Annotated in this window: 27 protein-coding genes; 15 read left to right on the top strand and 12 right to left on the bottom strand. The window is 73.0% G+C overall.

What is annotated here, in order from left to right; all coding sequences use genetic code 11:
• The first annotated feature begins 21 nt into the window (after positions 1-21).
• Both ABD126_RS09905 and ABD126_RS09900 read left to right on the top strand, forming a co-directional pair.
• Positions 22-1,176 (top strand): winged helix DNA-binding domain-containing protein, encoded by a 1,155-nt coding sequence (locus ABD126_RS09905; RefSeq protein WP_343933420.1) that lies wholly within the window; start codon positions 22-24, stop codon positions 1,174-1,176.
• On the top strand, positions 1,173-2,093 hold the full coding sequence (locus tag ABD126_RS09900) for a GNAT family N-acetyltransferase (RefSeq protein ID WP_343933419.1): 921 nt from the start codon (positions 1,173-1,175) through the stop codon (positions 2,091-2,093). Before ABD126_RS09905 ends, ABD126_RS09900 begins: the two co-directional genes overlap by 4 nt.
• On the opposite strand, the gene ABD126_RS09895 is transcribed toward ABD126_RS09900, so the two are convergent.
• Complete coding sequence (locus tag ABD126_RS09895; RefSeq protein WP_343933418.1) at positions 2,068-2,865, bottom strand: putative protein N(5)-glutamine methyltransferase; 798 nt, start codon at positions 2,863-2,865, stop codon at positions 2,068-2,070. The genes ABD126_RS09900 and ABD126_RS09895 overlap by 26 nt on opposite strands.
• A gap of 10 nt (positions 2,866-2,875) precedes the next feature.
• On the bottom strand, positions 2,876-3,661 hold the full coding sequence (locus ABD126_RS09890; RefSeq protein WP_343933417.1) for a TetR/AcrR family transcriptional regulator: 786 nt from the start codon (positions 3,659-3,661) through the stop codon (positions 2,876-2,878).
• A 73-nt stretch (positions 3,662-3,734) separates the two neighbouring features.
• Between ABD126_RS09890 and ABD126_RS09885 the strand changes: the two genes are divergently transcribed.
• From ABD126_RS09885 to ABD126_RS09865, 5 genes are all read left to right on the top strand, one after another.
• Positions 3,735-6,026, top strand: a complete 2,292-nt coding sequence (locus ABD126_RS09885; RefSeq protein ID WP_343933416.1) for an ATP-binding cassette domain-containing protein — start codon at positions 3,735-3,737, stop codon at positions 6,024-6,026.
• Positions 6,027-6,070: 44 nt separating this feature from the next.
• Entirely contained in the window at positions 6,071-6,883 is an 813-nt protein-coding gene (locus tag ABD126_RS09880; protein WP_343933415.1) for a siderophore-interacting protein, read from the top strand.
• Positions 6,884-7,201: 318 nt separating this feature from the next.
• The gene (locus tag ABD126_RS09875) at positions 7,202-9,124 is read left to right on the top strand and encodes a S8 family serine peptidase (RefSeq protein ID WP_343933414.1); all 1,923 of its coding nucleotides are present in this window, start codon (positions 7,202-7,204) and stop codon (positions 9,122-9,124) included.
• A 66-nt stretch (positions 9,125-9,190) separates the two neighbouring features.
• Positions 9,191-9,931, top strand: coding sequence for an IclR family transcriptional regulator (locus ABD126_RS09870; protein ID WP_343933413.1), 741 nt, complete (start codon positions 9,191-9,193; stop codon positions 9,929-9,931).
• A 51-nt stretch (positions 9,932-9,982) separates the two neighbouring features.
• On the top strand, positions 9,983-11,134 hold the full coding sequence (locus tag ABD126_RS09865; RefSeq protein WP_343933412.1) for a 4-hydroxybenzoate 3-monooxygenase: 1,152 nt from the start codon (positions 9,983-9,985) through the stop codon (positions 11,132-11,134).
• Between the two features lie 103 nt (positions 11,135-11,237).
• On the opposite strand, the gene ABD126_RS09860 is transcribed toward ABD126_RS09865, so the two are convergent.
• Both ABD126_RS09860 and ABD126_RS09855 read right to left on the bottom strand, forming a co-directional pair.
• Complete coding sequence (locus ABD126_RS09860) at positions 11,238-12,380, bottom strand: S1 family peptidase (protein WP_343933411.1); 1,143 nt, start codon at positions 12,378-12,380, stop codon at positions 11,238-11,240.
• 467 nt (positions 12,381-12,847) lie between these two features.
• Complete coding sequence (locus ABD126_RS09855; RefSeq protein WP_343933410.1) at positions 12,848-13,003, bottom strand: hypothetical protein; 156 nt, start codon at positions 13,001-13,003, stop codon at positions 12,848-12,850.
• A gap of 39 nt (positions 13,004-13,042) precedes the next feature.
• On the opposite strand from ABD126_RS09855, the gene ABD126_RS09850 reads away from it, so the two are divergent.
• Positions 13,043-13,165: a hypothetical protein gene (locus ABD126_RS09850; protein WP_343933409.1), complete on the top strand. Its 123-nt coding sequence runs from the start codon at positions 13,043-13,045 to the stop codon at positions 13,163-13,165.
• Between the two features lie 136 nt (positions 13,166-13,301).
• Here ABD126_RS09850 and ABD126_RS09845 read toward each other — a convergent pair whose 3' ends face one another.
• A complete protein-coding gene (locus ABD126_RS09845) occupies positions 13,302-13,871 on the bottom strand; it encodes a hypothetical protein (RefSeq protein ID WP_343933408.1) in 570 nt (189 codons plus the stop codon).
• 281 nt (positions 13,872-14,152) lie between these two features.
• Positions 14,153-15,655, bottom strand: coding sequence for an alpha/beta fold hydrolase (locus ABD126_RS09840; protein WP_343933407.1), 1,503 nt, complete (start codon positions 15,653-15,655; stop codon positions 14,153-14,155).
• Between the two features lie 175 nt (positions 15,656-15,830).
• On the opposite strand from ABD126_RS09840, the gene ABD126_RS09835 reads away from it, so the two are divergent.
• From ABD126_RS09835 to ABD126_RS09810, 6 genes are read left to right on the top strand one after another with little or no spacing between them, the layout of a single operon-like run.
• The gene (locus tag ABD126_RS09835) at positions 15,831-16,277 is read left to right on the top strand and encodes a YbaB/EbfC family nucleoid-associated protein (RefSeq protein ID WP_343933406.1); all 447 of its coding nucleotides are present in this window, start codon (positions 15,831-15,833) and stop codon (positions 16,275-16,277) included.
• Positions 16,278-16,280: 3 nt separating this feature from the next.
• A complete protein-coding gene (locus tag ABD126_RS09830) occupies positions 16,281-16,604 on the top strand; it encodes a type VII secretion target (protein ID WP_343933405.1) in 324 nt (107 codons plus the stop codon).
• Entirely contained in the window at positions 16,597-16,836 is a 240-nt protein-coding gene (locus ABD126_RS09825; protein ID WP_343933404.1) for a hypothetical protein, read from the top strand. Before ABD126_RS09830 ends, ABD126_RS09825 begins: the two co-directional genes overlap by 8 nt.
• A gap of 30 nt (positions 16,837-16,866) precedes the next feature.
• Positions 16,867-17,295, top strand: a complete 429-nt coding sequence (locus ABD126_RS09820) for a WXG100 family type VII secretion target (protein ID WP_486374852.1) — start codon at positions 16,867-16,869, stop codon at positions 17,293-17,295.
• A 9-nt stretch (positions 17,296-17,304) separates the two neighbouring features.
• Positions 17,305-18,066: a nucleic acid/nucleotide deaminase domain-containing protein gene (locus ABD126_RS09815; protein ID WP_343933402.1), complete on the top strand. Its 762-nt coding sequence runs from the start codon at positions 17,305-17,307 to the stop codon at positions 18,064-18,066.
• Positions 18,063-18,518, top strand: a complete 456-nt coding sequence (locus tag ABD126_RS09810) for an SUKH-4 family immunity protein (protein WP_343933401.1) — start codon at positions 18,063-18,065, stop codon at positions 18,516-18,518. The genes ABD126_RS09815 and ABD126_RS09810 overlap by 4 nt, the downstream gene beginning before the upstream one ends.
• Here ABD126_RS09810 and ABD126_RS09805 read toward each other — a convergent pair whose 3' ends face one another.
• Both ABD126_RS09805 and ABD126_RS09800 read right to left on the bottom strand, forming a co-directional pair.
• Positions 18,519-19,175: a maleylpyruvate isomerase N-terminal domain-containing protein gene (locus ABD126_RS09805; RefSeq protein WP_343933400.1), complete on the bottom strand. Its 657-nt coding sequence runs from the start codon at positions 19,173-19,175 to the stop codon at positions 18,519-18,521. It lies immediately after the preceding gene.
• A gap of 20 nt (positions 19,176-19,195) precedes the next feature.
• Positions 19,196-19,558: a PEP-utilizing enzyme gene (locus tag ABD126_RS09800; RefSeq protein ID WP_343933399.1), complete on the bottom strand. Its 363-nt coding sequence runs from the start codon at positions 19,556-19,558 to the stop codon at positions 19,196-19,198.
• 237 nt (positions 19,559-19,795) lie between these two features.
• Here ABD126_RS09800 and ABD126_RS09795 point away from each other — a divergent pair, with 237 nt between their 5' ends.
• Positions 19,796-20,647 carry a poly(ethylene terephthalate) hydrolase family protein gene (locus ABD126_RS09795; RefSeq protein WP_343933398.1) on the top strand — a complete coding sequence of 284 codons (852 nt, stop codon included), beginning with the start codon at positions 19,796-19,798 and terminating at the stop codon, positions 20,645-20,647.
• Positions 20,648-20,667: 20 nt separating this feature from the next.
• Here the strand turns inward: ABD126_RS09795 and ABD126_RS09790 are convergent, their stop codons facing one another.
• The 4 genes from ABD126_RS09790 to ABD126_RS09775 are packed head-to-tail and all read right to left on the bottom strand — an operon-like array spanning position 20,668 to position 25,236.
• Complete coding sequence (locus ABD126_RS09790) at positions 20,668-21,231, bottom strand: QsdR family transcriptional regulator (RefSeq protein ID WP_343933397.1); 564 nt, start codon at positions 21,229-21,231, stop codon at positions 20,668-20,670.
• Complete coding sequence (locus tag ABD126_RS09785) at positions 21,228-22,520, bottom strand: MFS transporter (protein ID WP_343933396.1); 1,293 nt, start codon at positions 22,518-22,520, stop codon at positions 21,228-21,230. The genes ABD126_RS09790 and ABD126_RS09785 overlap by 4 nt, the downstream gene beginning before the upstream one ends.
• Positions 22,517-23,563 carry an alpha/beta hydrolase gene (locus tag ABD126_RS09780; protein ID WP_343933395.1) on the bottom strand — a complete coding sequence of 349 codons (1,047 nt, stop codon included), beginning with the start codon at positions 23,561-23,563 and terminating at the stop codon, positions 22,517-22,519. The genes ABD126_RS09785 and ABD126_RS09780 overlap by 4 nt, the downstream gene beginning before the upstream one ends.
• A gap of 8 nt (positions 23,564-23,571) precedes the next feature.
• The gene (locus tag ABD126_RS09775; protein WP_343933394.1) at positions 23,572-25,236 is read right to left on the bottom strand and encodes a fatty acyl-AMP ligase; all 1,665 of its coding nucleotides are present in this window, start codon (positions 25,234-25,236) and stop codon (positions 23,572-23,574) included.
• Positions 25,237-25,407: the final 171 nt, after the last annotated feature.

Raw genomic sequence — 25,407 nt, 5'->3', positions numbered from 1 at the left:
TAGATCGCCCAGGATGGGCCCGTGGCCCTGCCCGAGATCACCGACGACGACCGCCGCGCCCGCCTGGGCCGCCGACACCTGCTCGCCGCGAAGGCCGACACCGTGGAGGAGGTGGTGGACGCCCTGGTCGGCCTGCACGCCACCGACCCCGCGACGGTGTTCCTGTCCGCGTGCGCCCGCCTGACCAGCCCGTCCGCGGCGGCCGTCGAGGAGGCGTTCTACGAGCGGCGCAGCCTGGTGCGGCTGCTGTGCATGCGCCGGACCATGTTCGCCGTCACCGCCGACCTCGCCCCCGTGGTGGACGCCGCCGCCGCGCGCGCCATCGCCGCCAAGGAACGCGCCGGGCTGCTCAAGTACCTCGCCGAAGGCGTCGGGTGGGACGCCGAACGACTGGACGAGGTGGAGCGGGCGACCCTGGCGGCCCTGGCCGCGCGCGGCGAGGCCACCGTGGTCGAACTCGGCCGCGACGTCCCCGACCTGCTCGAACAGGTCGTGGTCGCGGAAGGCCGCAAGTACGAGACCCGGCAGAACGTGTCCAGCCGCGTCGTCCGCGTCCTGGCCGCCGACGGCCGCATGCGCCGCAGCCGCCCGCGCGGCTCCTGGCTGAGCAGCCAGTTCCGGTGGGCGCCCGCGGAGCCGTTCCCCGCGATGGACACCGCCCGCGCCCAGGCCGAACTCGTGCGCCGCTGGCTCGCCGCGTTCGGACCGGGCACCGAGGCCGACCTGAAGTGGTGGACCGGCTGGACGTTCGGCGCGGTCCGCGCCGCGCTGAAGACCGTCGGCGCGGTCGGGGTCGCGCTGTCCACCGGCCCCGGCTGGGCGCTGCCCGACGACCTGTTCACCCCCGCGACCGAGCCGTGGGTGGCGCTGCTGCCCGCCCTGGACCCGACGCCGATGGGCTGGCAGGGCCGCGACTGGTACCTCGCGCCCGACCTGCGGCCCCGCCTGTTCGACACCGCCGGCAACGTCGGCCCCACCGCGTGGTGCGACGGCCGCGTGGTCGGCGGCTGGGCGCAGCGCCCCGACGGCGAGGTCGTCTGGCGGGCCCTGACCGACGTCGGCACGCAGACCCGCGCCGCGCTCGACGCCGAAGCCGCCCGCCTGACCGCGTGGTTGGGCGGCGTCCGGGTCGTGCCCCGCTTCCGCACCCCACTGGAGAAGGAGCTGTCCCGGTGATCGACCTGCGCCCGCTCGACGACGAAGGCCTGCGCCGGCTGGCGGCGCTGGCCGTGTCCGACGCCGACCCGGCCGACGTCATGCCGCCCGACTGGACGCCGGGGGACGTGTCCGCGCTGCTGGACTTCTACCGCGGTTTCCAGGCCCACTCCTACGAGATCGTCCGGCGCGGCGACACCGTCGGGTTCATCCGCCTCACCCCGCGGGGCGAGACCGGCCTGTGGGTGGCGCGGTCCGCGCGCGGCCAGGGCGTCGGGCTCGGGGCGCTGCGCGCGGTGCTCGACCACGCGGTGGTGCGGCGCATCCCCGTGGTCACCGCCGAGACCACCAGCGCCAACACCGCCGCTGTGTCCCTCCTGCGCCGCGCCGGAGCGGTCCTGGACGTCGACGGCGACCGGGTGACCGGCCGGCTGGGCGTGCCGCTGGAACCGCCGACCGACCTCGCCGACCCCGTCGAGCTGCTGGTGCGGTACCTCGACTACTACCGCGCCACCGTGCTGCGCAAGCTCGAAGGCCTGACCGACGAGCAGCTGCGCACCAGCCGCGTCCCGTCCGGCTGGTCACCGCTGGGGCTGGTCAAGCACCTGGCCTACGTGGAACTGCGGTGGATGCGGTGGGGGTTCACCGGCGAGGAGGTCGACCGGCCCTACGGCGACCCGGACGTCGAGCGGGCCGAGTTCGTCGTGGACGGCGACACCGTCGAGGACGTCCGCGCGTTCTACCTGGAGCAGTGCGCGCGGTCCCGCGAGATCGCCGCCGCCGCGCGGCTGGAGGACCGGATGGCCCGGTGGCGGGTGGAGACGCTGCCGACGCCGACGCTGGCGTGGATCCTGTTCCACCTGCTCCAGGAGTACGCCCGGCACGTCGGGCACCTCGACGTGGTCCGCGAACTCACCGACGGGGTCGTGGGGCAGTGACCCCGACGACAGCGACCCCGATGGCAGCGACCCCGACGACGACGGTCGCCCCGACCTCGTCGTCCCGCTCGACCCGGGCCGTGAAGCCCGCCCGCTCGAACGCGGCGAGCGTCGTCGGCGCCTGGCGGTCGCTGGTCTCCAGCAGCAGCGCACCGCCGGGCGCGAGCCACTCCGGCGCGCCCGCCGCCACCCGCCGCTGCACGTCGAGGCCGTCCGCGCCGCCGTCCAGCGCGACCAGCGGCTCGTGGTCGCGCGCCTCGGGCGGCATCAACGCGATCGCGTCGGTCGGCACGTACGGCGCGTTGACCACCAGCACGTCCACCCGACCCCGCAGCTCCCCGGGCAGCGCCGCGTACAGGTCGCCCTCGAACACCCGGTCCGCCGGCAGGTTGCGCCGCGCGCACGCCACGGCCGCCGGGTCGAGGTCCGCCGCGTACACCAGCGCGTCCGGGACCGCGTCGGCCACCGCCGCGCCCAACGCCCCCGACCCGCAGCACAGGTCCACCACGACCGCGCCGGGTCGCGCGTACGGCACCGCCAGCTCCACCAGGTGCGCCGTGCGCTGACGCGGGACGAACACGCCCGGGTCCACCGCGACCCGCAGGCCGCGGAACTCCGCGAACCCCAGCACGTGCTCCAGCGGCAGCCCGGCCACCCGCCGGTCCACCATCGCCTCCAGCTCCGCCGGCGACGGCGCGGCCTCGACCAGCAACCGCGCCTCGTCCTCGGCGAACACACACCCGGCGGCCCGCAGCCGCGTCACGACGTCCACGCGCGTACCTCTACCCGACCGAGCGGGCGACTGTCGCCTCGATTCCGTCCAGCAGGACGTCCAGGCCGACGGTGAAGTTCCACTCCGCCTCGCGCTCCAGGTAGGGCGTGCACTCGTCGTCGGTCGGGGCCTCCGCCCCGCCCAACCAGGTGGTCAGCGGGAACCGGGTGGCGAAGTCCGGCGCGACCTCTTCCAGCACCGGCGACCGGGTGTACCACCACTCCTCGTCGCTGACCCCGGTGTCCCGCGAGGCCCGCCGGGCGTCCGCGATCACCTCCGCCGACCCCCGCACGAACTGCACCACGGCCCCGACCACGCCGCGCAGCACCTGCACGTCCAGGCCGGTCTCCTTGAGGATGCGCAGGAGGGTTTCGAGCATGCGGAACTCGTTGGGCCCCAGCACCGGGCGGGCCTGCGACACCTGAAGCACCCAGGGGTGCCAGAGGTAAAAGGCCCGCGTGTCCCGCGCCCAGGCGGTCAGCGCGGGCCGCCAGCCGTCGTCGAGGGGGTAGTCGCCGGGGAGTTCGCCGAGGACCTTGTCGTACATGAGGTCGATCAGCTCGGCCTTGTTCGGCACGTAGGTGTAGAGCGCCATGGCCGTCCGCCCGAGCCGCTCCCCCACGGCCCGCATCGAGAGCGCCGCCATCCCGTGCTCGTCGGCCACCGCGATCGCCGCGTCGATGATCGCCTCCAGGCTCAGCCCCGGTTTGGGCCCCGGCTTCGACCCGTCCGCCGGCCCGCGCCACAGCGACGACAGCGACCGGCGAGCGTCCCCCTGCGCGGCGTACACGACCACTTGCAACTCCTTACACCATAAACTAGCCTGGCTCGGCACTTTACGGCATAAAGAAACCAGGGGGAAGCAAGGCATGGGAACCGCCGCCGACAGCCACGACGTCATCGAGGTCCGAGGCGCCCGCGAGAACAACCTCAAGGACGTCAGCGTCGACATCCCCAAACGCCGCCTCACCGTCTTCACCGGCGTCTCCGGCTCCGGCAAGTCCTCGCTCGTCTTCGGCACCATCGCCGCCGAGTCGCAGCGCCTGATCAACGAGACCTACACCGCGTTCATCCAGTCCTTCATGGCCCCCGTCGGCCGCCCCGACGTCGACGCCCTGCGCAACCTCAGCGCCGCCATCGTGGTCGACCAGGAACGGATGGGCGCCAACTCCCGCTCCACCGTCGGCACCGCCACCGACGCCCACACCATGCTGCGCATCCTGTTCAGCCGCCTCGGCGAACCGCACGTGGGCACCTCCGGCGCGTTCAGCTTCAACCTCCCCGAGGGCATGTGCCCCGAGTGCGAGGGCCTCGGCCGCGTCTCCACCATCGACGTCGACCGGCTCGTGGACCGCACCAAGTCCCTCAACGAGGGCGCCATCACCGTCCCCGGCTTCACCGCCGACGGCTGGCTCACCCAGACCTACGCCCAGTCCGGCTTCTTCGACCCCGACCTACCACTGGAGCAGTACACCGACCAGCAGTGGCACGACCTGCTCCACAAGGAGAACACCAAGGTCAAGGTCGGCAAGACCAACGTCACCTACGAAGGCCTGGTCCTGCGCGTCCAGCGCTCCTTCCTCTCGAAGGACCGCGAGTCCATGCAGCCCCACATCCGGGCCTTCGTCGACCACGCGGTCACCTTCAAGGACTGCCCCGAGTGCCTGGGCGCCCGCCTCAACGCCGCCGCCCTCTCCTCGAAGATCAACGGCGTCAACATCGCCGAGTGCGCCGCCATGCAGATCAGCGACCTCGCCGACTGGGTCGCCAAGATCGACGACGAGTCCGTGCGCCCGATGGTCGCCACCCTGAAGGAAACCCTCGACTCGCTGGTCGAGATCGGCCTGGGCTACCTCAGCCTCGACCGCCAGTCCGCCACCCTCTCCGGCGGCGAGGCCCAGCGCGTCAAGATGGTCCGCCACCTCGGCTCCGCCCTCACCGACATCACCTACGTCTTCGACGAACCCACCGTCGGCCTGCACCCCCACGACATCCAGCGCATGAACGACCTCCTCCTGCGCCTCAAGGACAAGGGCAACACCGTCCTGGTCGTGGAGCACAAGCCCGAGACCATCGAGATCGCCGACCACGTCGTGGACCTCGGCCCCGGCGCCGGCGTCCACGGCGGCGAGATCACCTACACCGGCACCGTCGCCGGCCTGCGCGCCTCCGGCACCCTCACCGGCCGCCACCTCGACCACCGCGCCCGCCTGCGCCCCGACCCCCGCGCCCCGCGCGGCCACATCGCCATCACCGGCGCGAACCTGCACAACCTCAAGGACGTCAGCGTCGACATCCCCCTCGGCGTCCTCACCGTCGTCACCGGCGTCGCCGGCTCCGGCAAGTCCAGCCTCATCCACGGCTCCCTGGGCAGCCGCGACGACGTCGTCACCGTCGACCAGTCCCCCATCCGCGGCAGCCGCCGCAGCAACCCCGCCACCTACACCGGCCTGCTCGACCCCGTCCGCACCGCCTTCGCCAAGGCCAACGGCGTCAAACCCGCCCTGTTCAGCGCCAACTCCGAAGGCGCCTGCCCCAAGTGCAAGGGCATCGGACTGGTCTACACCGACCTCGCCATGATGGCCGGCGTCGCCTCGACCTGCGAGGAGTGCGAGGGCAAGCGGTTCACCCCCGCCGTGCTGGAGCACAAGCTGCGCGGCAAGGACATCAGCGAAGTCCTCGCCATGTCCGTCACCGAGGCCCGCGACTTCTTCACCCAGAAGGGTTCACCCCAGAAGGATTCAACCCAGAAGGCCGCCGCCACCATCCTCGGCCGCCTGGTCGACGTCGGCCTCGGCTACGTCTCCCTCGGCCAGCCCCTCACCACCCTGTCCGGCGGCGAACGCCAACGCCTCAAGCTCGCCATCCACATGGCCGAGAAGGCCTCCACCTACATCCTCGACGAACCCACCACCGGCCTGCACCTCGCCGACGTCGACCAGCTCCTCGGCCTGCTCGACCGGCTCGTGGACGACGGCGGCACCGTCATCGTCATCGAGCACCACCAGGCCGTCATGGCCCACGCCGACTGGATCGTCGACCTCGGCCCCGGCGCCGGCCACGACGGCGGCCGGATCGTGTTCACCGGCACCCCCGCCGACCTCGTCGCCGACGGCTCCACCCTCACCGCCCAGCACCTGCGCGCCTACGTCGGCCGCTGACCCGACCCGGACCCACCCCGACCCGGACCCACACAGGACCACCGATGCCACTCCTGAACGTCACCGCCGTCCACCCGGTGACCCCGCACGTCACCCGCGTCCGCTTCACCGGCGACGGCCTGGACGACTTCGAAACCTGGCCCGACCAACAGCTCAAACTGCTGTTCCCCCGCGACGGCCACCCCGTCCCCGACCTGCCCGCCGACCGCGGCGACAAGTACGGCATGGGCTGGTACCAGGCCTACCAGGCGATCCCCGAACCCGAACGCCCGTGGCTGCGCAGCTACACCGTCCGCGCCCACCACCCCGACACGGCCGAGATCGACATCGACTTCGTCCTGCACGACCACGCCGGCCCCGCCACGCGGTGGGCGATCAACGCCCGGGTCGGCGACACCCTCGGCCGCTACGGGCCGTCCAAGGTCTACCACCGGCCCCTGGGCAAGGCCGACTGGTACCTGCTCACCGGCGACGAAGCCGCCACCCCCGCCATCGCCACCCTCCTGGAATCCCTCCCCGCGGGCACGCGGGCGCTGACCTTCATCGAGGCCCGCGACGCCACCGAGGAACAACCGCTCGGCGACGTCCACTGGGTCCACCGCGGCGACACCCCACCCGGCCACGGCGACGGCCTGCTCAACGCGGTACGGGCCGCGGACTTCCCGCCCGGCGGGGGTTACGCGTGGCTGGGCGGGGAAGCGTCAACGGTCCGCGCGCTGCGCCGCCACCTGGTCGACGAGCGCGGGTTCGACAAGCGGGCGATCGACTTCACCGGCTACTGGCGGCTGACCCTCACCCAGGACGACTCCCCGACCGACGAAGACCTCGCCGACGCCCGGGAACGGGTCGCCTTCTAGGACGGGCGCGGGGGTGGTCGGTCCGCTTCAAGGCCGCCACCCCCGCGCCCGACTCGGGGTGGCCGGGTGAGCGAGATGGAAGATTTCATTCCACACTGAAGTCATCGCGATACCTGATCAAAGCGTGGAATTATTCCGAACGCGCCGGTCCGAGACGTTCGGGAACCCGCACGCGGTGCCACGGTCGGCCGATTGTCGGCCCGCCCCACCTGCTCTAACGTTGCCGATCACGTCCGCGCGAACGTGCCAGAACTCCGCTCTCCGGCCCGGCCCCGCCGCAACGGGCCCCGCCGGACCCTGCATGAGGGAGACCCTGCCATGCGCGGAAATCGAACACCCCTGCTCGCGTTAGCCACGGCCGCGGTGACGGCTCTGGCGTTGGCCGGCACGGCCACGCCCGCCGCGGCCGAAGGGGAGATCCTCGGCGCGGACAACCCGCGCGCCATCAAGGACAGCTACATCGTCGTCTTCAAGGACCTGTCCACGCAGAGCGTCGACGCGCTCACCAGCGACCTGAGCGCCAAGTACGCCGCCAAGGTCGAGCACACCTACCGCCACGCGCTCAAGGGCTTCGCGGGCACGCTCACCGAACGCGCCGCCCGCCGCCTGGCCGCCGAGCCGTCCGTGGCCTACGTCGAGCAGAACGGCGCCGTCGAGGCCCTGGACACCCAGCCCAACCCGCCTTCGTGGGGCCTCAACCGCATCGACCAGCGCGACCTGCCGCTGGACACGGGCTACACCTACCCCAACACGGCGTCGAACGTCACCGCGTACATCATCGACACCGGCATCCGCACGACCCACCAGGACTTCGGCGGGCGCGCGGTGTGGGGCACCAACACCGTGGACAGCAACAACACCGACTGCAACGGCCACGGCACCCACGTCGCCGGCACCGTCGGCGGCACGGCGCACGGCGTGGCCAAGGGCGTGAAGCTGGTCGCGGTCAAGGTGCTCAACTGCCAGGGCTCCGGCTCGTTCGCCGGGGTCGCGGCGGGCATCGACTGGGTCACCGGCAACCACACCTCCGGCCCGGCGGTGGCGAACATGAGCCTGGGCGCGCAGGGCAGCGACGCCACCACCGAGAACGCCGTGCGCAACTCCATCGCCGACGGCGTCACCTACGCCATCGCGTCGGGCAACTCCAACGCCGACGCCTGCAACTTCACCCCGGCGCGCGTCGCCGAGGCGGTCACGGTCAACGCCTCGGACATCAACGACGCGCGGGCGTCGTTCTCCAACTACGGCACGTGCACCGACATCTTCGCGCCGGGCGTCAACATCACCTCCGCGTGGATGACCAACGACACCGCCACCAACACCATCTCCGGCACGTCGATGGCCGCACCGCACGTCGCGGGCGGCGCGGCGCTGCTGCTGGGCGAGACGCCGACCCTGACGCCGGCCCAGGTTCAGAGCCAACTGATCGCCAACTCCACCACCGGCAAGATCACCAACCCGGGCGCCGGCTCCCCCAACCGCCTGCTGTTCGTCAACACCGGCGGCTCGGTGCCGGGCAACCCGTCGATCGCCCCGCCGGGCAGCCAGACCGGCACCGTCGGCACGGCCACCAGCCTCCAGCTCAAGGCCAGCGGCGGCACTCCCCCGTACAGCTTCGCCGCCACGGGCCTGCCGCCGGGGCTGTCGATCGCGCCGGCCACCGGCCTGATCTCCGGCACGCCCACCACCGCCGGGTCCTACTCGGTGACCGCGACCGTGACCGACTCCGCGGGCAAGTCCGGCAGCACCACGTTCGGCTGGACGATCAGCCCGCCCGGCGGGTCGTGCGCCAGCCCCGGCCAGAAGCTGGTGAACCCGGGCTTCGAGTCCGGCGCCACCGGTTGGTCCAACGCGACCTGGACCATCGGCCAGTGGACCGGCGTGGGCGCGCCGCGGACCGGCACCCGGTCGTCGTGGATCAGCGGCTACGGCTACACCGCCACCGAGACGCTCCAGCAGGTCGTCACCATCCCGGCCGGCTGCACGGGCTCGACGCTGTCGCTGTGGCTGAAGATCAGCACCACGGAGTACGAGCCCGCGGTGTTCGACACCTTCACCATCAAGGCCAACGGCGCCACGCTGGCCACCTACACCAACCTCAACCCGTCCGGGTACGCGCTGCGCACGTTCGACCTGGGCGCCTACGCGGGCCAGTCGGTGACGCTGACGTTCACCGGCGCCGAGGACTGGTCGTACGACACGTCCTTCGTGCTGGACGACCTGGCCGTCACGGCGGCCTGACCGGCAGGGGCGGGGTCCGGTTCTCCGCACCGGATCCCCGCCCCTCCCGGCGGGTACCGTGACGCCATGGCGGGTCGGTCGTCGGGACGCGGGGTCCTGGAGAAGGCGCTGGGCGTGCTCGACGCGTTCGAGGGCCGCCGCGACGGCCTGCGCCTGGCCGACCTCGCCCGGCACAGCGGCCTCCCGGTGACCACCGTCCGCCGCCTGGCCGCCGACCTGGTCGACCGGCAGGTGCTCGAACGACTCCCCGACCGCCGCTACGTCGTGGGCCGCCGCTTGTGGCGGTTGGGGCTGCTGGCCCGCGTGCAGGGCGGTCTGCGGGACGTGGCGCTGCCGTTCCTGCAGGACCTCTACGAGGTGACGCGGGAGAACGTGCACCTGGCCGTCCGGGACGGTCTGCAAGCGCTCTACCTGGAACGGCTCTACGGCCGCACGTCCGTCCCGGTGGTCAGCCGGCCCGGCGGGCGACTGCCGCTGCACGCCACCGGGGTCGGCAAGGTGCTGCTCGCGCACGCGCCCGAGGACGTGGTGGCGGCGGTGGTCGCCGGGGCGGAGAAGGTGACGCCGTACACGATCACCGAGCCGGGGCGGCTGCTGCGCGAACTGGCCGAGGTGCGGCGACGCGGGTACGCGCGGACCGTGCAGGAGATGACGCTCGGGACGTGCTCGGTGGCGGTGCCCGTGCACGACGGGACGGGTGCGGTGGTGGCGTCCATCGGCCTGGTCCTGGCCACCCGCCGGGACCCCGGCCGGCACCTGGCGGCCCTGCGGGTCGCCGCCGCGGGGGTCGCGCGGAACTGCCACTGAGTGGATGTCCCCGCTTGGGGTCGCGGTGGCCGATCGGCGAGGCTCGACGACATGCGCACCCAGGTCGCCATCGTCGGCGCCGGCCCCGCCGGCCTGCTGCTGTCCCACCTGCTCTCGCTGCACGGCGTGGACTCCGTGGTCGTGGAGACCAGGTCGCGGGCGTACGTGCAGGCGCGCATCCGGGCGGGTGTGCTGGAGCAGGACACGGTGGACCTGCTGGTGAGCGCCGGCCTGGGCGACCGGCTGCGGGCGGAGGGGCTGCGCCACGACGGCATCCACCTCCAGTGGCCCGGTGAACGGCACCGGATCGACTTCCGGGCGCTGACCGGGCGGTCGGTGTGGGTCTACGGCCAGACCGAGGTGGTGAAGGACCTGTTGGCGGTGCGCGGGGACACCGTCCACTTCGAGGTGACCGGGACGGCGCTGCACGACCTGGACTCCAACCCGTCGGTGTCCTTTGTGGACGCCTTTGGGCGGCGGCAGGTGGTGGAGGCGGAGTTCGTGGTCGGCGCGGACGGCTTCCACGGCGTGAGCCGACCGCACGTCGAGGGCCTGCGGACGTGGGAGCGCGACTACCCGTACGGCTGGCTGGGCATCCTGGCGGAGGTCGCGCCGTCGACCGACGAACTCGTCTACGCCTGGCACCCCCGCGGCTTCGCCATGCACAGCATGCGTTCCCCGTCCCTGAGCCGCCTCTACCTCCAGGTGGACCGCGACGAGGACGTGGCCTCGTGGTCCGACGACCGCGTGTGGACGGAGCTGAGCACCCGCCTGGCCTTGGACGGCTGGACGCTGCGGACCGGCCCGATCGTGGACAAGGGCATCACCCCGATGCGCTCCTTCGTCAGCGCCCCCATGCGCCACGCCCGCTTGTTCCTGGTCGGCGACGCGGCCCACATCGTCCCGCCCACCGGGGCGAAGGGCCTCAACCTGGCGGTCGCGGACGTCGCCCTGCTGTCGCGGGCGCTGGTCGCGTTCTTCACCGAGGGGCGCGAGGAGTTGCTGGAGACCTACGGGGAACGCGCGTTGCGCCGGGTCTGGCGCTGCACGCACTTCTCGTGGTGGATGACCTCCATGCTCCACGTGACCGGGGACGACCTGGACCGGGAGCTGCAACTGTCCCAACTGCGCTACGTGTGCTCCTCCCCCGCCGCCGCGACCAGCCTCGCGGAGAACTACGTGGGCCTGCCGCACGAGCTGTGAGCGCCGCACCGGTGGCCGGGTGCAGGGGCCCGGCCACCGGTGGTACTCCCGGTCGGACGCGGGGTCACCGCGCCCGACGGCCCTCACCGACCGACGGCGTGGTTCAGCCGGTGAGCAGGCGCAGCCCGTAGACGCCGAGGATCTCGTTCACGGGTTGGAAGTACGTGGTCCCGCCGGACGTGCAGTCGCCGGAACCACCGGAGGTCACGCCCTGGGCCTGCTGGCCGGTCACCCAGGAGCCGCCGGAGTCGCCGGGCTCGGCGCACGCCGAGGTCCGGGTCATGCCGTAGACCGCGCCCTCCGCGTAGCGGATGGTCTGGTTCTTGGCCTGGATGGTGCCGCAGCGCCAACCGGTCGTGGAACCCGAGCGGCAGACCGAAGCGCCCACCGGGGCCTCCTGCGACCCCTTCACCACGACGTTGCCGCCGCGGTAGTTGTTCACGTAGGGGTAGAGGGTGACCCCGGAGTAGGTCTGGACGAAGGCGTAGTCGTTGCCGGGGAAGCTGGAGCCCGCGAACTGCCCCAACCGCTCGCCCCGGCTGTTGGTCGCGGCCGTCCCGCGGGTGCCGCAGTGGCCGGCGCTGACGAAGCCGCCCTGCACCGCGAACCCGATCGAGCAGCGACCGCCGCCGCTCATGTAGTAGGCGTCGCCGCCGCGGACGCTTGCCAGCTTGCGCGGCGACCCGGTGACCTCCTCGACCCTGAGCGCGTTGCCGCCGAGTGCGGCGGCGCGGGCGGTGAACGCCGTGGTGGCGGCGTCCTTGAGGGTCTTGTCCACCGTGACGACGACCTGGTTGCCGGGCAGGTCGACGTACCAGCCGGTGACGGCCTTCGGCGCGGTGGCCTCCAGCGCGTCGAGCCCGGCCTTGACACCGTCCAACGTGGTCGCGGTGTGGACGACCTTCCGCGCTTCCGCCCCGGCCGCGCGGATCGCGGCCAGGTCGTGGTCGTCGGTGGTGCCGACGACCAGCTCGCCGGTCGCGCCGTCGAACCAGGAGCCGGCGAAGTCCGCGCCGACCAGGCCGCGGATCCTCCCCTCCAGGTCGGTGGCGGCGGCTTCCCGGGCGAGGCGGTCCACCGCTTCCCCGGCGCTCAGGCCGAGGTCGCGCTGCATGGCCGCGATCATCCCGTCGTGGACCGGCGCCGCCCCGGTCTGCTGGGCGGTGGCGGGCAGGCCCGCCGCGGCAACGGCTCCGGTCGCGAGCATCACGACACCCGCGAGACGTGCCGCAGTAGTGCGGTTCATTCGATTTCTCCTTGTGGGAGCAGGGGATCCGTGCGGTGCCGCAGGCGCGCCGCAGGGACCGGGTCGGCAGGAGTCCTGCCAGCGCAACCCTTTCCGGGTTCGGGTCGATCGACCGGATCTCCGGATTCGGGGCAGCGCACCCGAAGGCAAGCTAGGACCGGGCCGATCAAGGCCAATACCTACGATCGTCGGGTCCTCCTCGCGCCGCCGCGCCCTCACCGGAGCCCGCCACCGGCCGCACCGCCGCGGTGACCAGGCACGGCCGGGTCGGGGCGCGGGGTGCCGGAGCAAAAATGCGACAAAAATTCACCATTGACGATGGTGTTCGCACACAAGCGACTTCGCGTACCGCTGTCCACGATGGACCGTCTCGGATCGTCCACAATGGCATAGGTGAGTGGTAGTTCCGCCTTGCCCGCCAACGTGATACGCGGGAGCCGGCGCACCGCTGCCGGCGCCGACGCCGATCACGCACGTCGGGGCGAGCCGCCGCGCCACGCCCCGGTCCGCCGCGCCTTGTCCATCGCCTGGCCCATCGCCCGGTCGGCCGCTCGGCGCAGCCGCGAACGGGTGCGGTGGCTGCGCGAACTCCCGCACACCACGTACGGTCGAAGGTCGGGCACAGTCGAGTGCGACAGGCACGTTCGGGAGGGGAGACAACGATGACACTGGAGCAGTTGGCGGCGGACATCCGCCGTGCCGAGGCGGACGGTCCCGCGCTGACGGAGCACGCCGCCGAGTACCAGACCGCCGGCAAGATCTTCGCCGGCAAACAGGACGACTGACCACGCCGGAACCGCACGCCGCCCGACCCCCGGTGAGCGCGGGACGCCGACCGCGACCGACGCGCTCACCGGGGTGTCGATGTCCGGCCGCCGCCGGACCGGGCGACGCCGAACCGGCCCGCCGCCCTGCCGGGGGTCAGAGCACGGTGGCGTGCAGCGCCCGCGCCAGTTCGTCGCCGGGCACGGTCAGCCGCACCCCGGCCGGCCCGCACAGCCGCAGCTCGAACCGCTCGTCCGCCCGGTCGAACACGACCGCCAGCTCCGCGCCCGTGCGGCGCTGCCAGTGCTGCGGCCAGTCGGCGGGCGCGACCCGGTCGGAGGTGAACGCGTCCACCACCCGCACGCCCGGCTCCTCGCGCAGCACCAGGTGCGGCCGGTCGCGGCGGGCCGGGTCCAGCGGCAGGACCAGTTCCGCGCCGAGGACCGCCAGCAACGCCTCCTCCAGGGGGATCGACCCCGCTCCGACCAGGAACATCGCCCCTTCCAGCTCGTTGCCCGGACCCTGGTAGCGCGGGTTCTCCACGTAGGTGTCGGTGATCTCACCTCGCGCGTCGACCAGGTACCGGCCGATCACCGCCTCGCTGACCGCGCCCACCACGCGCTCCACCACCGGGTCGAACACCTGCAACCAGCTGTTGGGGATCGTGCGGGCGTGCTCGCGCGCCCGCTCGGTGATCGGCGGCCTCGTCGTCTCCTGGGCCGTCACCAACCCACCTCTCCTTCACGTCGGGGGTGCACATCGTCCCATTCCGGTCATCCGGCCGAGCCGGCCGAGCCAGTATCCCCGGCGGAGGAACGGCCGGTCCCGGTCTTCCGCATCTTCTCGGTGATCAGCTCTCAAGGCCGCGCGCTTGCTGGGCGGCCTCCACCGACTGGTCGCCGCCGACGTGGCCGACCTGGCGCGGCCGGGTGCTGCGGTGGTCGACATCGGCACCGGCCCGGGGCGGCTGCTGCACGAGATCCGCGTCCCGGCGGGACCGCCCGCGCCTACGGCACCACCGGAACGTGCACGGTGAGGTCGCGCAGCAGCATCGCGCCCGGCGTGCGGCTGCCGTGCAGCGGGAACATGTCCGAGATCGGGCTGACGGTCAGGAACAGCGACTGTCCGGCCGGGACCGTCGCCGCGACGGCGGGCAGCTCGATCGTGCGCCGCGCGCCGAAGGTGATCCCGGGTTCGCGGTGGGGCAACACGTTGTGCTGGACCACTTTGGCGTCCAACGCCGACGTGCCCACGCTGAGGGCGAAGAACGCGCGGGTGTCCAGGCCCAGCGTGCTCACCGCGGCGGTGAGGTGCGGCGACCCGGCCACGGTGAGCGGCCCGTCGGCGACCTTGATCGACTGGGGCAGCCCGAGGCCCGCCGTCGTCAGGACGTCCGGCAGCGCCACGGCCCTGGTCGGGGCGACGGAATCCACTGTGGCGCAACCACCTTCGGCGGTCATGAGCCGGTAGCGGCCGTGGCCGGTGAGGGCGCGCGGCGCGCCCAGCAGGTTCTCCGCGAGGAACCGCAGTTCCAGTGCGTCGTAACCGCCGAACTCGGCCGAGCACGCGTCCCCGCTGACCGAGTACCCGGCCGGCACGACCGTCGGCAGCGCGTGTCCCCCGTTGTAGCCGACGAACAGGCTCTTGGCGCGGGCGCGCGGGGTCAGGGCGCGGTCGAAGTTGTCGATCGCCTGGTCGAGCGGGAAGAGGTTGTCGCTGGCCCCCTGGTGCAGCAGCACCGGCACGTCCAGCCGCCGGCCGGCCGCGACGTGGTGCGCCGGGCCGTTGTCGCGGAAGAACGCGTCCATCGCGGTGGGCCAGCCGCCGGTGAGCAGGCCTTCGGCGTAGCCGGCGTGGACCGTGGACGTGTGCGCGCCCGGCGCCGCGGCGTAGAGGGCCGTCACCCACGTGGTGCGCACGACGCCTTCCGGGGCGAGGCTGTCGTTGAGCGAGTGCCAGGTGATCTGCGGCGCCAACGCGTCGAACCGCGTCCGCCCGGTCTTCGCGATCTCGGCGAACGCCCCGGCGAACTGGTAGCCGCCGCCGTAGGACCCGCCGACCGCCCCGAGCACCGGGTCGCCCGGACCGGTCGTGCGCACCCAGTCCAGCGACGCCACGTGGTCGACGACGCGGATCACGTCCTCGCCCTCGAACGCCGGGTCACCGACGTGCGCCTTGCCGCCGCTCTGCCCGAACCCCCGCTGGTCGATGCTGACCACGCCGAACCCCGCGTCCAGGTACCGCCGGAACGACCCCGGCGCGGACGTGCGGCTGCCGCCCCACCCGTGGCTGTGCAGCAGGACGGGCACCCGGTTGTCCCGCGACGCGGCGGCCGGCCTGAACACGCTGAGGCAGATGTCCACCGGTCCGGGCTCCAGCGGATCGGTCTCCGGGACACCGGCCACGCACACGTCCACCGGCGCGGGGTGCTCGGCCAGGGCCGTCGGGGCCGTGGCCACGGCGACACCGGCCGCGGTCACCACCGCCATCAACGCGGTCAGGATGCGCATAGAGGGCTCTCCACCTCGTCGTGGGGACGCGTTTCGCCGGACCAGTATCGCCACGACCACCCCGATGCGGGAGAGACCGCGAGACGGAAGTCGGGCACTCACGTTCCGATGATCATCCGAGTACAGTGCGTGGCCGGAGCTGCGTTGTCGCCAGTGCACCGGCAGGGGAGGCCGCATGGACGAACGCATCCTCGACCCGGACGGCGCACGCGAGCGGTTGGCCGCGTGGAAGGGTCGGATCGACCAGCTCGCCGCCGACACGAGGACGATGAGCGAGCGCATGCGGGCGGTGCGGGTCACCGCGAGCGACCCGAACGGCCTGGCCGAGGTCACGATCGACGCCACCGGCACCCTGGTCGGCCTGCGGCTGACCGACCGGATCCAGCGCGTGCCGCCCACCGTCGTCGCCCAGACGATCATGGCCACGCTCGGCGACGCGCGGACGAAGCTGGCCGACCGGTCCCAGGAGATCATCGCCGACACGATCGGCACGCAGTCCCCCGCCGGTCGGGCGATCGCCGAGAGCGTCGGACGGCACCTGCGCGGCGGCCCCGCCCCGGAACAGCCGGCGCACGACGACGACGAGGGCTTCGACCACCGCTCCTACCTGCGGGAGAGGTGAGCCGTGGGCGACGGGTACATCGTCGACTTGGAGCAGGTCCGCGCCCACGCGCGCAACGTCGAGGCGATCCGGGCGCGGTTCGACGCGGTGAAGACCGCCAGCGCGCACATCGCCCAGGACGACCAGGCCTACGGGCTGCTCTGCGGGTGGATCTCCGCCGTGCTGGAGGGCCGGCGCACCCGTCAGGACGAACTGATCGCACAGGTGGAGGAGAACCTCGCCCTGGTCGTGGAGGAGTTGGGCGCCACCGCGGACGAGTACACCGACGTGGAGGAGTCGAACGCCCGGTCCATCACCGCGTCGGGCAGCGGGACCGGCGATGGATGACCCGTCGCTGATCGCCCCGGTCCGGTCCTCCCGCGAGGTGTGGACGGGGTCCGGGCTCGCCGACAGCATCGAGGGCCTGGTCGACGCCATCAAGACCGAGGGCTGGGTGGACGACGCGCTCGCGGGCGCCGCCCTCGGCGTGGAGGTCGCGGCGACCGTCATGGACCCGGTCAGCGCCTTGCTGGCCAACGGTCTCGGCTGGGCCATGGAGTACTTCGAACCGCTGCGGTAGGTCCTCGACGAGCTGACCGGCAAACCGGACGTGGTCGCCGCGCACGCGTCCACCTGGACCAACATGGCCACCGAACTCGCCGCCATGTCCGCCGACCTGGAGTCCGCGCTGGACGACGACCTGCCCGACTGGCACGGTCCCGCCGCCGACGCCTACCGGCAGCTCATGGTCAACAACGTCGAGGCGGTCGGCGGCCTGGCGGCGGTGTCGGCGGCGATGGCGGCGGCCACCGAGGGGGCAGGCGGCCTGGTCGAGCTGACCCGCGAGATCGTCCGCGACCTGATCGCCGACCTCGTGGCCCGGGTGGTCGTGTGGGCGGCGGAGGCGATCTTCGTGGTGACCATCCCCGTCATCGCGTCCCAGATCGCGGCGGCGGTGGTCAAGTGGGCCGGGCGCATCCTCGTCTACACGACGGCCCTGATCACCAGCCTGACCAACCTCAAGAAGCTGCTCGGGTAGGCGGGGGCCGTGGAGCGACTGTTCGCACTCTTCCTGCTCATCGCGCGATTAGCCCTGCACCGGCGCGGCGGCGGTGGCGGTGGCGACGGCCCCGACCCGCCGTCGGACGGTCCGACCCGCCGCCCCGACGACCCGGCCGGGCGACCGGCGCCGGCCAAGGACGTGAAGGACGCCCAGACCGAGACCGGCAAGGCGGCGGACCAGGGCACGCCGCGCGCCGGGAGGGGACGACGCCGCCCGTCGCGGCAGCGCGACCCCGAGGTGCCCAAGCCGGGGCGCAGTCCCCGCCGCGACCCCGACGGCCCGGTGCCGGCGCACTACCAGCAGGTCGCCTACGGCCAGACGCCGGAAAGCCAACTCGCTCAGGCGGCACGGCTGCGCGACGAGAACCGCGACAACCTCTACGGTGGAGCCACGTTCAGGGACAGCCAGGGGAACAGCTACCAGGTGGACGGCCGAGCGGATGCGACCAAGCACGCCGAAGGGGACATCCTGAAGCAGATGCGCCGGCAGATCGCCGAGCGGCAGGGGACCACGCCCGACCGGGTCGACCTCCGGACCGAGCTGCGCGACGTGCGGCTCTACGTCGAGTTCTCCCCGTGCCCCACCGGCAACCGGTGCCAGGACATGCTGGACCAGTACCTCCCGCCCGGCTCGGAGATCCAGTACTCCTGGCCCTGGCAGCCGCGGTCGGCGCAGGACTCCTCGCGGCAGGCCCTGGCCGACGCCGTCGACGACCTCTTCACGAGAAAGCGCCCGGGAACGCCATGACCCTCTACACCGCGCAGCAGGTCGCCGTGATCGACAACCCGGCGGCGAGGGCGGCGCTGACCGGCACGGGCCTGCCCGACACCGACGCCGTGTCCTTCCGCGCCACCGCCACGATCACCGTGTGGGACCGCGACCCCGACTACGCCGTCCTCGGGTTCTGGAACCTGGACGAGATCCCGGTGGTGGTGCACCGCGCGGAGGGCTCGGTGTTCACCGCTCCCCCGTGGTCGGAGGAGATGGACCCGCTCAACGCGTCGGTCGCCGCGTTCGCGGACAGCCTGGCGGCGGTCGAGGGCGCGAAGCCGTTGTCCAAGGCCCGGTACGGCACCAACGCCGACGCGGGCGACCAGGTGCACGCCCTGCTGCGCGCCATCGACGCCGAGACCCTCGCCGACCCGTACTCGTTCTGGCAGGCCGTGGTGGACGACATCAAGAGCGGCGTCTACGTCTGATCAGCCGAGCACGAACGGCAACCGGCCCGCCAGGTCCCCCAGCTCGGCCCGCTCGCGGTCGGTCGGGGCGCGGCGGCCGGTGGCGACGAGCAGGGCGTCCGCGTCGGTGAACGTCCGCGGGAACGAGGTGCCGGCGAGCTGCTCCAGCATCCGCCTCGTGCGCGCCAGGCCCTCGGCCGGCGGTGGCGGCGCGTCCGGGACGTCCTTGACCAGGTCCAGGTGGTGCAGGGTCCATTCCAGGACGTAGGCGTCGAGGTAGTCGCCGGCGGTCAGGACCTGGTCCTGGGTCGTGACGCGCCGGGTGCGGTCGGCCAGGCCGGCCGCGCGGCCGGCGGCCGAGCCGACGTCGTCCAGGTGGAACTTGAGCAGGGCCGGGTCCTGGTAGGCGGCGGCCAGGCGGACGGTCAGGGCGGCCAGCGGGTCGTCGCCGGTGGGCGGGGTGTGGCCGACCTGCCAGTAGGTGACGGCGTTCCTGGTGGCGGGCGCGTCCGTCGGGGTGACCAGGGTGATCAGGACGTCCTGGGCGTCGATGACCAGGTGGCACACCAGGTCCCGCACCAGCCAGCCGCGGCAGCCCGACGGGCGGGCGAAGTCTTCGGTCTTGAGGTCTTGCACTGCCGCGCGCAGGGCCGTCCATGAGTGGGTGAAGAGATCCACATCGCCACGGTAGTGAAGATTCACAGCGGCGTCCCGGCGCTCCGTCCGCCGTCCACGCGGACGCGGTCGCCGGTGCTGATGCGGCTGGTCGCGTTGCCGCAGCCGACCACGGCCGGGATGCCGAGTTCGCGGGCCACGATGGCACCGTGGGACAGGGGTGCGCCCACGTCGGTCACCACCGCCGCCGTGCCCGGGAACCCGGTGATCGCGTCGGACGCCGGCGCGTGGGCGCGGGGTGGCGTCCTGGAGGTCCTGGCGGCGAGCCGGCCGCCGATGTTGCCGGTCGTCCCGCCGGCCCGGCCGGCCCGAACGCGTCCGTCGTCACGTGGAAGCCGCCGGGCACCGTCAGTCCCGCGCGGACCAGGCGGGCCAGCGACGCTCACTTCCCGCCGACGGTGGCGAGGTCGGCTCCCGGGTCGTCCAACGGCAGCACGAATCTCGCCATGCCCCCGATCCCGGCACACCCGCCCGTTGTCACACGGGCGAACAAACAAAGCCGCGCTATTCGCGGAAATCTACAAACAATTCCTCTTCCGAGGCGTGGTTTTTCCGCGATAAGCTGCTGTCCGCCGCGCGGCCTCCCCATTCCCTTTCCGAGGAAGTAGGACGACGTGGGTTCCATGAGCAGAATCGCGGCCGGGGTGGCCGTGGCGGCGCTGGTCGGCGTGGCCGTTCCGGCGACCGCCGCCGACAACCCCTACGAACGCGGGCCGGCGCCGACGAAACAGAGCGTGGAGGCGCCGCAGGGGCCGTTCGCCACCGCGACGGCGACGGTGTCGGCCGCGCAGGCGGGCGGGAAGTTCGGCGGCGGCACGATCCACTACCCGACCAGCACCGCGGAGGGCCGGTTCGGCGCGGTCGCGATCTCGCCCGGGTTCCTCGGCTCGCAGGCCACGGTCGCCTGGTACGGGCCGCGGCTGGCGTCGCACGGTTTCGTGGTCGTCGTGATCGACACCAACGCGGTGTTCGACCTGCCCGACGCGCGCGGCGACCAGCTCCTGGCCGCGTTGGACCACCTGACCACGGCAAGCCCGGTGAAGGACCGCGTGGACGCCTCCCGGTTGGCCGTCATGGGTCACTCGATGGGCGGCGGCGGCAGCCTGGAGGCCGCGAAGGACCGGCCGACGTTGCGGGCCGCGATCCCGTTGGCGGGCTGGAACCTCAACGGCAACTGGGCGGGCAACCGGGTGCCGACGCTGGTCGTGGGGGCGCAGAGCGACTTCATCGCCCCGGTCGGCCAGCACTCCGAGCCCTTCTACGCTTCACTGCCCGCGACCACCGACAAGGCGTACCTGGAGATCCGCGGCGCCGACCACTTCGTGGTGAACTTCCCCCACCCGACGATCGCGAAGTTCACGATCTCGTGGTTGAAGCGGTTCGTGGACGACGACACCCGCTACGAGCAGTTCCTGTGCCCGCCGCCCGCGCCGGACGCGACGATCTCCGAGTACCGCGACACCTGCCCGCACTGACCCGGCGGCGGTCCCGCGGCTCAGCGCAGCAGCAGCCGCAGGACCGCCTCCGCGTGCGCCGCCTCGGGTTCGCGGCCGGTGATCAGGTTCAGGTAGGCGTAGGACTCGATGATCCGGACGATGATGAACGCGACCTCGTCCAGGTCGGCGGGCAGGTTTAGCAGGCCGGCCGCGGTCTCCTCCTCCAGCACGCGCCGGAACCAGCGGATCAGGCGCGGCTGGAACGCCCGGTCGTGGCGGGTGAGCAGGCGCATCGCCAGTTCGCCCTCGTTGGCGAGCCAGTAGGCCATGCCGGGGTTGCCGATCACGACCTCCAGGAACCCGACGGCCAGGCGCACCACGCGTTCCGCGCCGTGGTGGCGGCGGGGCGGCCCGTCCAGCTCGGCGAGGTTGAACTCCGCGAGCGACCAGGTGACCTCGACCAGCAGCCGTTCGCGGGAGCCGACCCAGCGGTAGAGGGTGACCCGGCTGATGTCGAGCCGTTCGGCCAGCAGCCCCATGTCGACGCGCCGGCGCTTGAGGAAGGTCCGCTTGGCCTCGCGCAGGGCGTCGGCCGAGGTGGCTCTCGGGGGGAGGACGGTCATGGCCGCACGCGGGTCCGTGCGGCGTCGACGACCAGCGCCGACGCGAGAGCCACGGCGACCGCGCCGGCGGCCAGCAGCAGGGCGGGCGCCGGCCCGCCGCCGGTGTGCGCGAGTCCGATCAGGGCGACGCCGAACGCGCCGGCCAGCTCGCGGCTCGCGGTGATCGACGCCGACGCGACGCCGGCGACCCGCTCGTCCGCCGCGTCCAGCGCGGCCGTGGTGAGCGGGGTGGTCAGGGCGGAGCCGAAGCCGACGACGACCAGGCACGCCAACAGCAGCGGCGGGCCGGCGGCCACCATCGCGACCAGTCCGGCGACCACGGCGGCCAGGCCCGCCGCCGCGGTGCGCCACGGTCCGATGCGGGCGACCAGTGGTGGTGCGGCGGGTGCGCCCGCGATGACCGCCAGCGCGGCGGGCACGAAGAACAGGCCCGTGGTCAGCGGCGTGAAGCCCTCGGTGTGCTGGAGGTGCAGGGGCAGCACGAACAGCACGCCGCTGATGGCCAGGCCCCACAACGCCTGCGCGGCCGTGCCGCCGACGAACGCCCGGTCCCGGCGCAGCGCGCGGGGGAACAGCGGCGCGGCGCGTTCGGCGTTGACGAACAGCAGGCAGGCCGCGCCGGACAGGGCGATCATCGCGGCGAGGGGTTGTGCGCCGAGGACGGTCGCGGTCACCACGAACACGGCGGCGGTGAGGGCGAGCGTGGACCGCCACGGCAGCGGGATGGGGCGGGGTCGTCGCGGCGCCAGGCAGGCTTTCGCGACGACGGCGGCGGCGACGCAGCCCGGGACGTTGCCCAGGAAGATCCACCGCCAGTGCGCGGCCTCGCTGAGCAGTCCGCCCAGCGCGGGCCCGACGGCGAGGGCGACGGCCAGCGCCGCGGTCCACGCCACGATCCCGGTCCGCCGGTGGGCCGCGTCGAGGTGGGTGCGCAGGACGGCCAGCCCGGTAGGAACCACCGCTGCCGCCGCCGCGCCCTGCGCCGCCCGCCACAGCGCCAGCGACACCCCGGACCCGGCCGTGCCGCAGCCCAGCGAGGCGACCGCGAAGCCGATCAGACCGACCAGCAGGACCCGCCGCACCCCGTACCGGTCCCCCAGCGCGCCGGCCGCGACCATCAGGCTCGCGAACACCAGCATGTAGCTGACCACGACCCACTGGAGCCCGGTGGTGCCCATGCCCAGGTCGCGGCCGATGGTCGGCAGCGCCACCATCAGGATGCTGTTGTCCAGCGCCGTGACGAAGCCCGCGAAGCAGGCGACGAGCACGACCGGCAGCGGCCGGGTCATCCGATCGCGGCCGTCAGCATGGGCCAGGAGGCCCGCAGCTCGCGCTGCCAGTACTTCCACGCGTGGGTGCCGCCGCCGTAGGCGTGGACGGTGATCGGGATGCCCGCCTGGCGGACGCGGTTGACGAAGTCCGGTGCGGTGGCGCCGACGATGGTCTCCCACGGGTCGTAGACCCAGCCGGTGTCCAACTCGCCCGCGAAACCGTTGCCGTAGCTCAGGTAGAGGGCGGTGCCGCGCAGTTTCGGGGCGAGTTCGCGGGGGTTGTTGGCGGCCCAGACCTGCGGGGTGAGCGTCTCGCGGCCCCACGGCCCGTACGGGTCGAGGCCTTCGCGCAGGACCGTGGTGTAGACGAACTGCGGCACGCCGACGAACTGGGTGGACAGCAGCCCGCTGTAGGAGGCTGCGGCCTTGAACATGCCGGGGTGCTTGGCGGCGTAGCCGAACGCGCCCGTGCCGCCCGCGGACAGGCCGGCGACGGCGCGGTTGGCGCCGCCGCGGAAGTTGCGCTCGACGAGTTGGAGCAGTTCGGCGGTGTGGAAGGTCTCCCACTTCGGGGAGCCGCCCCGGCCGTTGTTGTACCAGTCGGTGTACCAGCCCGACCGGCCGCCGTCGGGCATGACCACGAGGACGTCGCTGTCGGCGGAGAGCTGCTCGACGTCGGTCTCCCGGGTCCAGGAGGTGTAGTCGTCGCCGACGCCCTGGAGCAGGTAGACGACCGGCCAACTACGGGTGGCGGTGGGCGACCAGCCGCGCGGGGTGAGGATGCGCGCCTTGACGTTGCCGCCGATGGCGGGCGAGGCGATGGTGATGTCGGTGGTGCGGTCGTCCAGCCAGGTCTGCTCGACGACGCGGGCACCGTCGTCGGCGGCGCTCGTGGCCCGGGTGCTCGTGGCGTGGGCGGTGCTCGTGGCTAGGGCGGTGCTCGTGGCTTGGGCGGTGCTCGTGGCTTGGGCGGTGCTCGTGGCTAGGGCGGTGCTCGTGGCTTGGGTGGGGGCAGCGACGAGGAGGGCTGCGGACAGCGCGAGGACGAGGACTCGGTGCATGGGTTCTCCTACGACACGGGGAGCTCTGCGGCGAGGTAGCGGTCCCGGCACGCGGCGCGGGAGAGCTTCCCGCTGGAGGTGCGGGGCACCGAGCCCGGTTCGACCAGCAGGACGTCGCGCACCCGGACGTCGTGGTGGGCGGACACGGCGGCGCGGACGTTGCGGCGGACCCGGGCGGGGTCGATCGCCTCGCGTGGGACCTTCGGGGCGCGTTCGGCGACGATGACCAGCGCTTCCTGCGCGTCGCCCAGGACGCTGAACGCCGCCACGTGGCCGCGGCGGAGGGCGGGGTCGGCGCGTTCGGCGGTGGCTTCGACGTCCTGCGGGTAGTGGTTGCGGCCGTCGACGACGATCAGGTCCTTGATCCGGCCGACCACGTACAGCTCGCCGTCGTGCAGGACGCCTAGGTCGCCGGTGCGCAGCCAGGGGCGCGGGTCGCCGGGCAGCGTCGCGCCGAACACGCCGGGCTTGGCGACCCAGTAGCCGGGGGCGACGTTCTCGCCGTGCACCCAGATCTCGCCGATCCGGCCGGGCGGGCACTCGGCGCCGTCGGCGACGACCACCACGTCCTGCTCGACCGCCTGGCCGCAGCCGACCAGCGTGGTCGCGCGCTCGGGGTCGTCCTGGACCTCCGCGCGGCCCTCGGCCAGGGCCTTGCGGTCGAACGGGGTGGTGGTGGGCGGGCCGGTGGCGGCGGTGACGAAGACGGTGGCCTCGGCCAGGCCGTAGCTCGGGCGCTGGGCGTCGGTGCGCAGGCCGTGCGGGGCGAAGGTGTCGTGGAAGCGGGCGATGGTGGCGGCGTGGACGGGTTCGCTGCCGTTGATCAGCGCGGCGACGCCGGTGAGGTCGAGGTGGGCGCGGTCGTCGTCGGTGGTGCGGCGGACGCACAGCTCATAGGCGAAGTTCGGCGCGGCGCTGATGACGTTGCGCTTGCCGTGCAGGGCGTCGAGCCAGCGGGCCGGGCGGTAGAGGAAGGCGAGCGGGTCCATCAGGGTGGCTTCGACGCCGGTGAGCAGGGCGACGCCGAGCCCGAGCACCAGGCCCATGTCGTGGAAGAGCGGGAGCCAGCTGACCGGGGTGGCGGGTTGGTCGCGCAGGCCGTAGGCGGTGAGCGCCTGGCGGACGTTGACCTGGAAGTTCCGGTCGGTGACGACGACGCCGGCGGGGGTGCGGGTGGAGCCGGAGGTGTACTGCAGGTAGGCGGGCCCGTGGCCGGGGGTGGGCGGCGCGTCGGAGGGTTCGACGCGGTTGACGTCGATGGTGTGGAGGCCGGCGAGGTCGGTGGCGTCCCGGACCAGGGCGGCGGTGGGTGAGCAGTCGCGGACGATGCCGTCGAGCCGGTCGCGGTGGCCCGCGCCGGTGAGCGGGAACAGCGGGACGGCCAGGACGTCGGCGTAGAGGCAGGCGACGAACGCGACGGCGTAGTCGATGCCCTGGGGGAGCAGGATCAGCACCCGGTCCTTCGGGGCGCAGGTCCGGCGCAGCCGGGCGGCCAGCCCGCGGGCGCGGCGGTCCAGGTGGGACCAGGTGATGCGGACCGGCAGGCCGGCGGGGTCCGCGTCGTGGTCGAGGAAGGTGAAGGCCGTGGAGTCGGGACGCTGCCCGGCCCAGTGCCGCACGGCGTCGGCGACCGGGCCGGAGTTGGTCGTGACGCCCGGCGCGGTGACCGTCATGCCGAACCCTTTCCGCAGGGGTTGATAAATTCTTCGCTCGCTTTTGTGCGCTGACCACAAAACTGTTTCCGGGTGATTTCCACCACGTTCGGGTCCGAGAAGCTACCCACGTGGCGGCAGAACTGTCAACAGTTCCCCGAATGGCGCACGGGTGACCCGAACGGCCTATTG

It is taken from the genome of Saccharothrix mutabilis subsp. mutabilis (genome assembly GCF_039521145.1).
In the GTDB taxonomy this organism is placed as follows: Bacteria; Actinomycetota; Actinomycetes; order Mycobacteriales; family Pseudonocardiaceae; genus Actinosynnema; species Actinosynnema mutabilis.
This window is presented reverse-complemented; position numbering and strand designations above follow the sequence as displayed.

Bases quoted from the DNA above. Each gene is read 5' to 3' on its own strand.
- ABD126_RS09885 (WP_343933416.1), top strand. From the start codon at position 3,735: ATGGGAACCGCCGCCGACAGCCACGACGTCATCGAGGTCCGAGGCGCC.
- ABD126_RS09880 (WP_343933415.1), top strand. From the start codon at position 6,071: ATGCCACTCCTGAACGTCACCGCCGTCCACCCGGTGACCCCGCACGTC.
- ABD126_RS09875 (WP_343933414.1), top strand. From the start codon at position 7,202: ATGCGCGGAAATCGAACACCCCTGCTCGCGTTAGCCACGGCCGCGGTG.
- ABD126_RS09870 (WP_343933413.1), top strand. From the start codon at position 9,191: ATGGCGGGTCGGTCGTCGGGACGCGGGGTCCTGGAGAAGGCGCTGGGC.
- ABD126_RS09865 (WP_343933412.1), top strand. From the start codon at position 9,983: ATGCGCACCCAGGTCGCCATCGTCGGCGCCGGCCCCGCCGGCCTGCTG.
- ABD126_RS09860 (WP_343933411.1), bottom strand. From the start codon at position 12,380: ATGAACCGCACTACTGCGGCACGTCTCGCGGGTGTCGTGATGCTCGCG.
- ABD126_RS09850 (WP_343933409.1), top strand. From the start codon at position 13,043: ATGACACTGGAGCAGTTGGCGGCGGACATCCGCCGTGCCGAGGCGGAC.
- ABD126_RS09840 (WP_343933407.1), bottom strand. From the start codon at position 15,655: ATGCGCATCCTGACCGCGTTGATGGCGGTGGTGACCGCGGCCGGTGTC.
- ABD126_RS09835 (WP_343933406.1), top strand. From the start codon at position 15,831: ATGGACGAACGCATCCTCGACCCGGACGGCGCACGCGAGCGGTTGGCC.
- ABD126_RS09825 (WP_343933404.1), top strand. From the start codon at position 16,597: ATGGATGACCCGTCGCTGATCGCCCCGGTCCGGTCCTCCCGCGAGGTG.
- ABD126_RS09810 (WP_343933401.1), top strand. From the start codon at position 18,063: ATGACCCTCTACACCGCGCAGCAGGTCGCCGTGATCGACAACCCGGCG.
- ABD126_RS09795 (WP_343933398.1), top strand. From the start codon at position 19,796: ATGAGCAGAATCGCGGCCGGGGTGGCCGTGGCGGCGCTGGTCGGCGTG.
- ABD126_RS09790 (WP_343933397.1), bottom strand. From the start codon at position 21,231: ATGACCGTCCTCCCCCCGAGAGCCACCTCGGCCGACGCCCTGCGCGAG.
- ABD126_RS09785 (WP_343933396.1), bottom strand. From the start codon at position 22,520: ATGACCCGGCCGCTGCCGGTCGTGCTCGTCGCCTGCTTCGCGGGCTTC.
- ABD126_RS09780 (WP_343933395.1), bottom strand. From the start codon at position 23,563: ATGCACCGAGTCCTCGTCCTCGCGCTGTCCGCAGCCCTCCTCGTCGCT.
- ABD126_RS09775 (WP_343933394.1), bottom strand. From the start codon at position 25,236: ATGACGGTCACCGCGCCGGGCGTCACGACCAACTCCGGCCCGGTCGCC.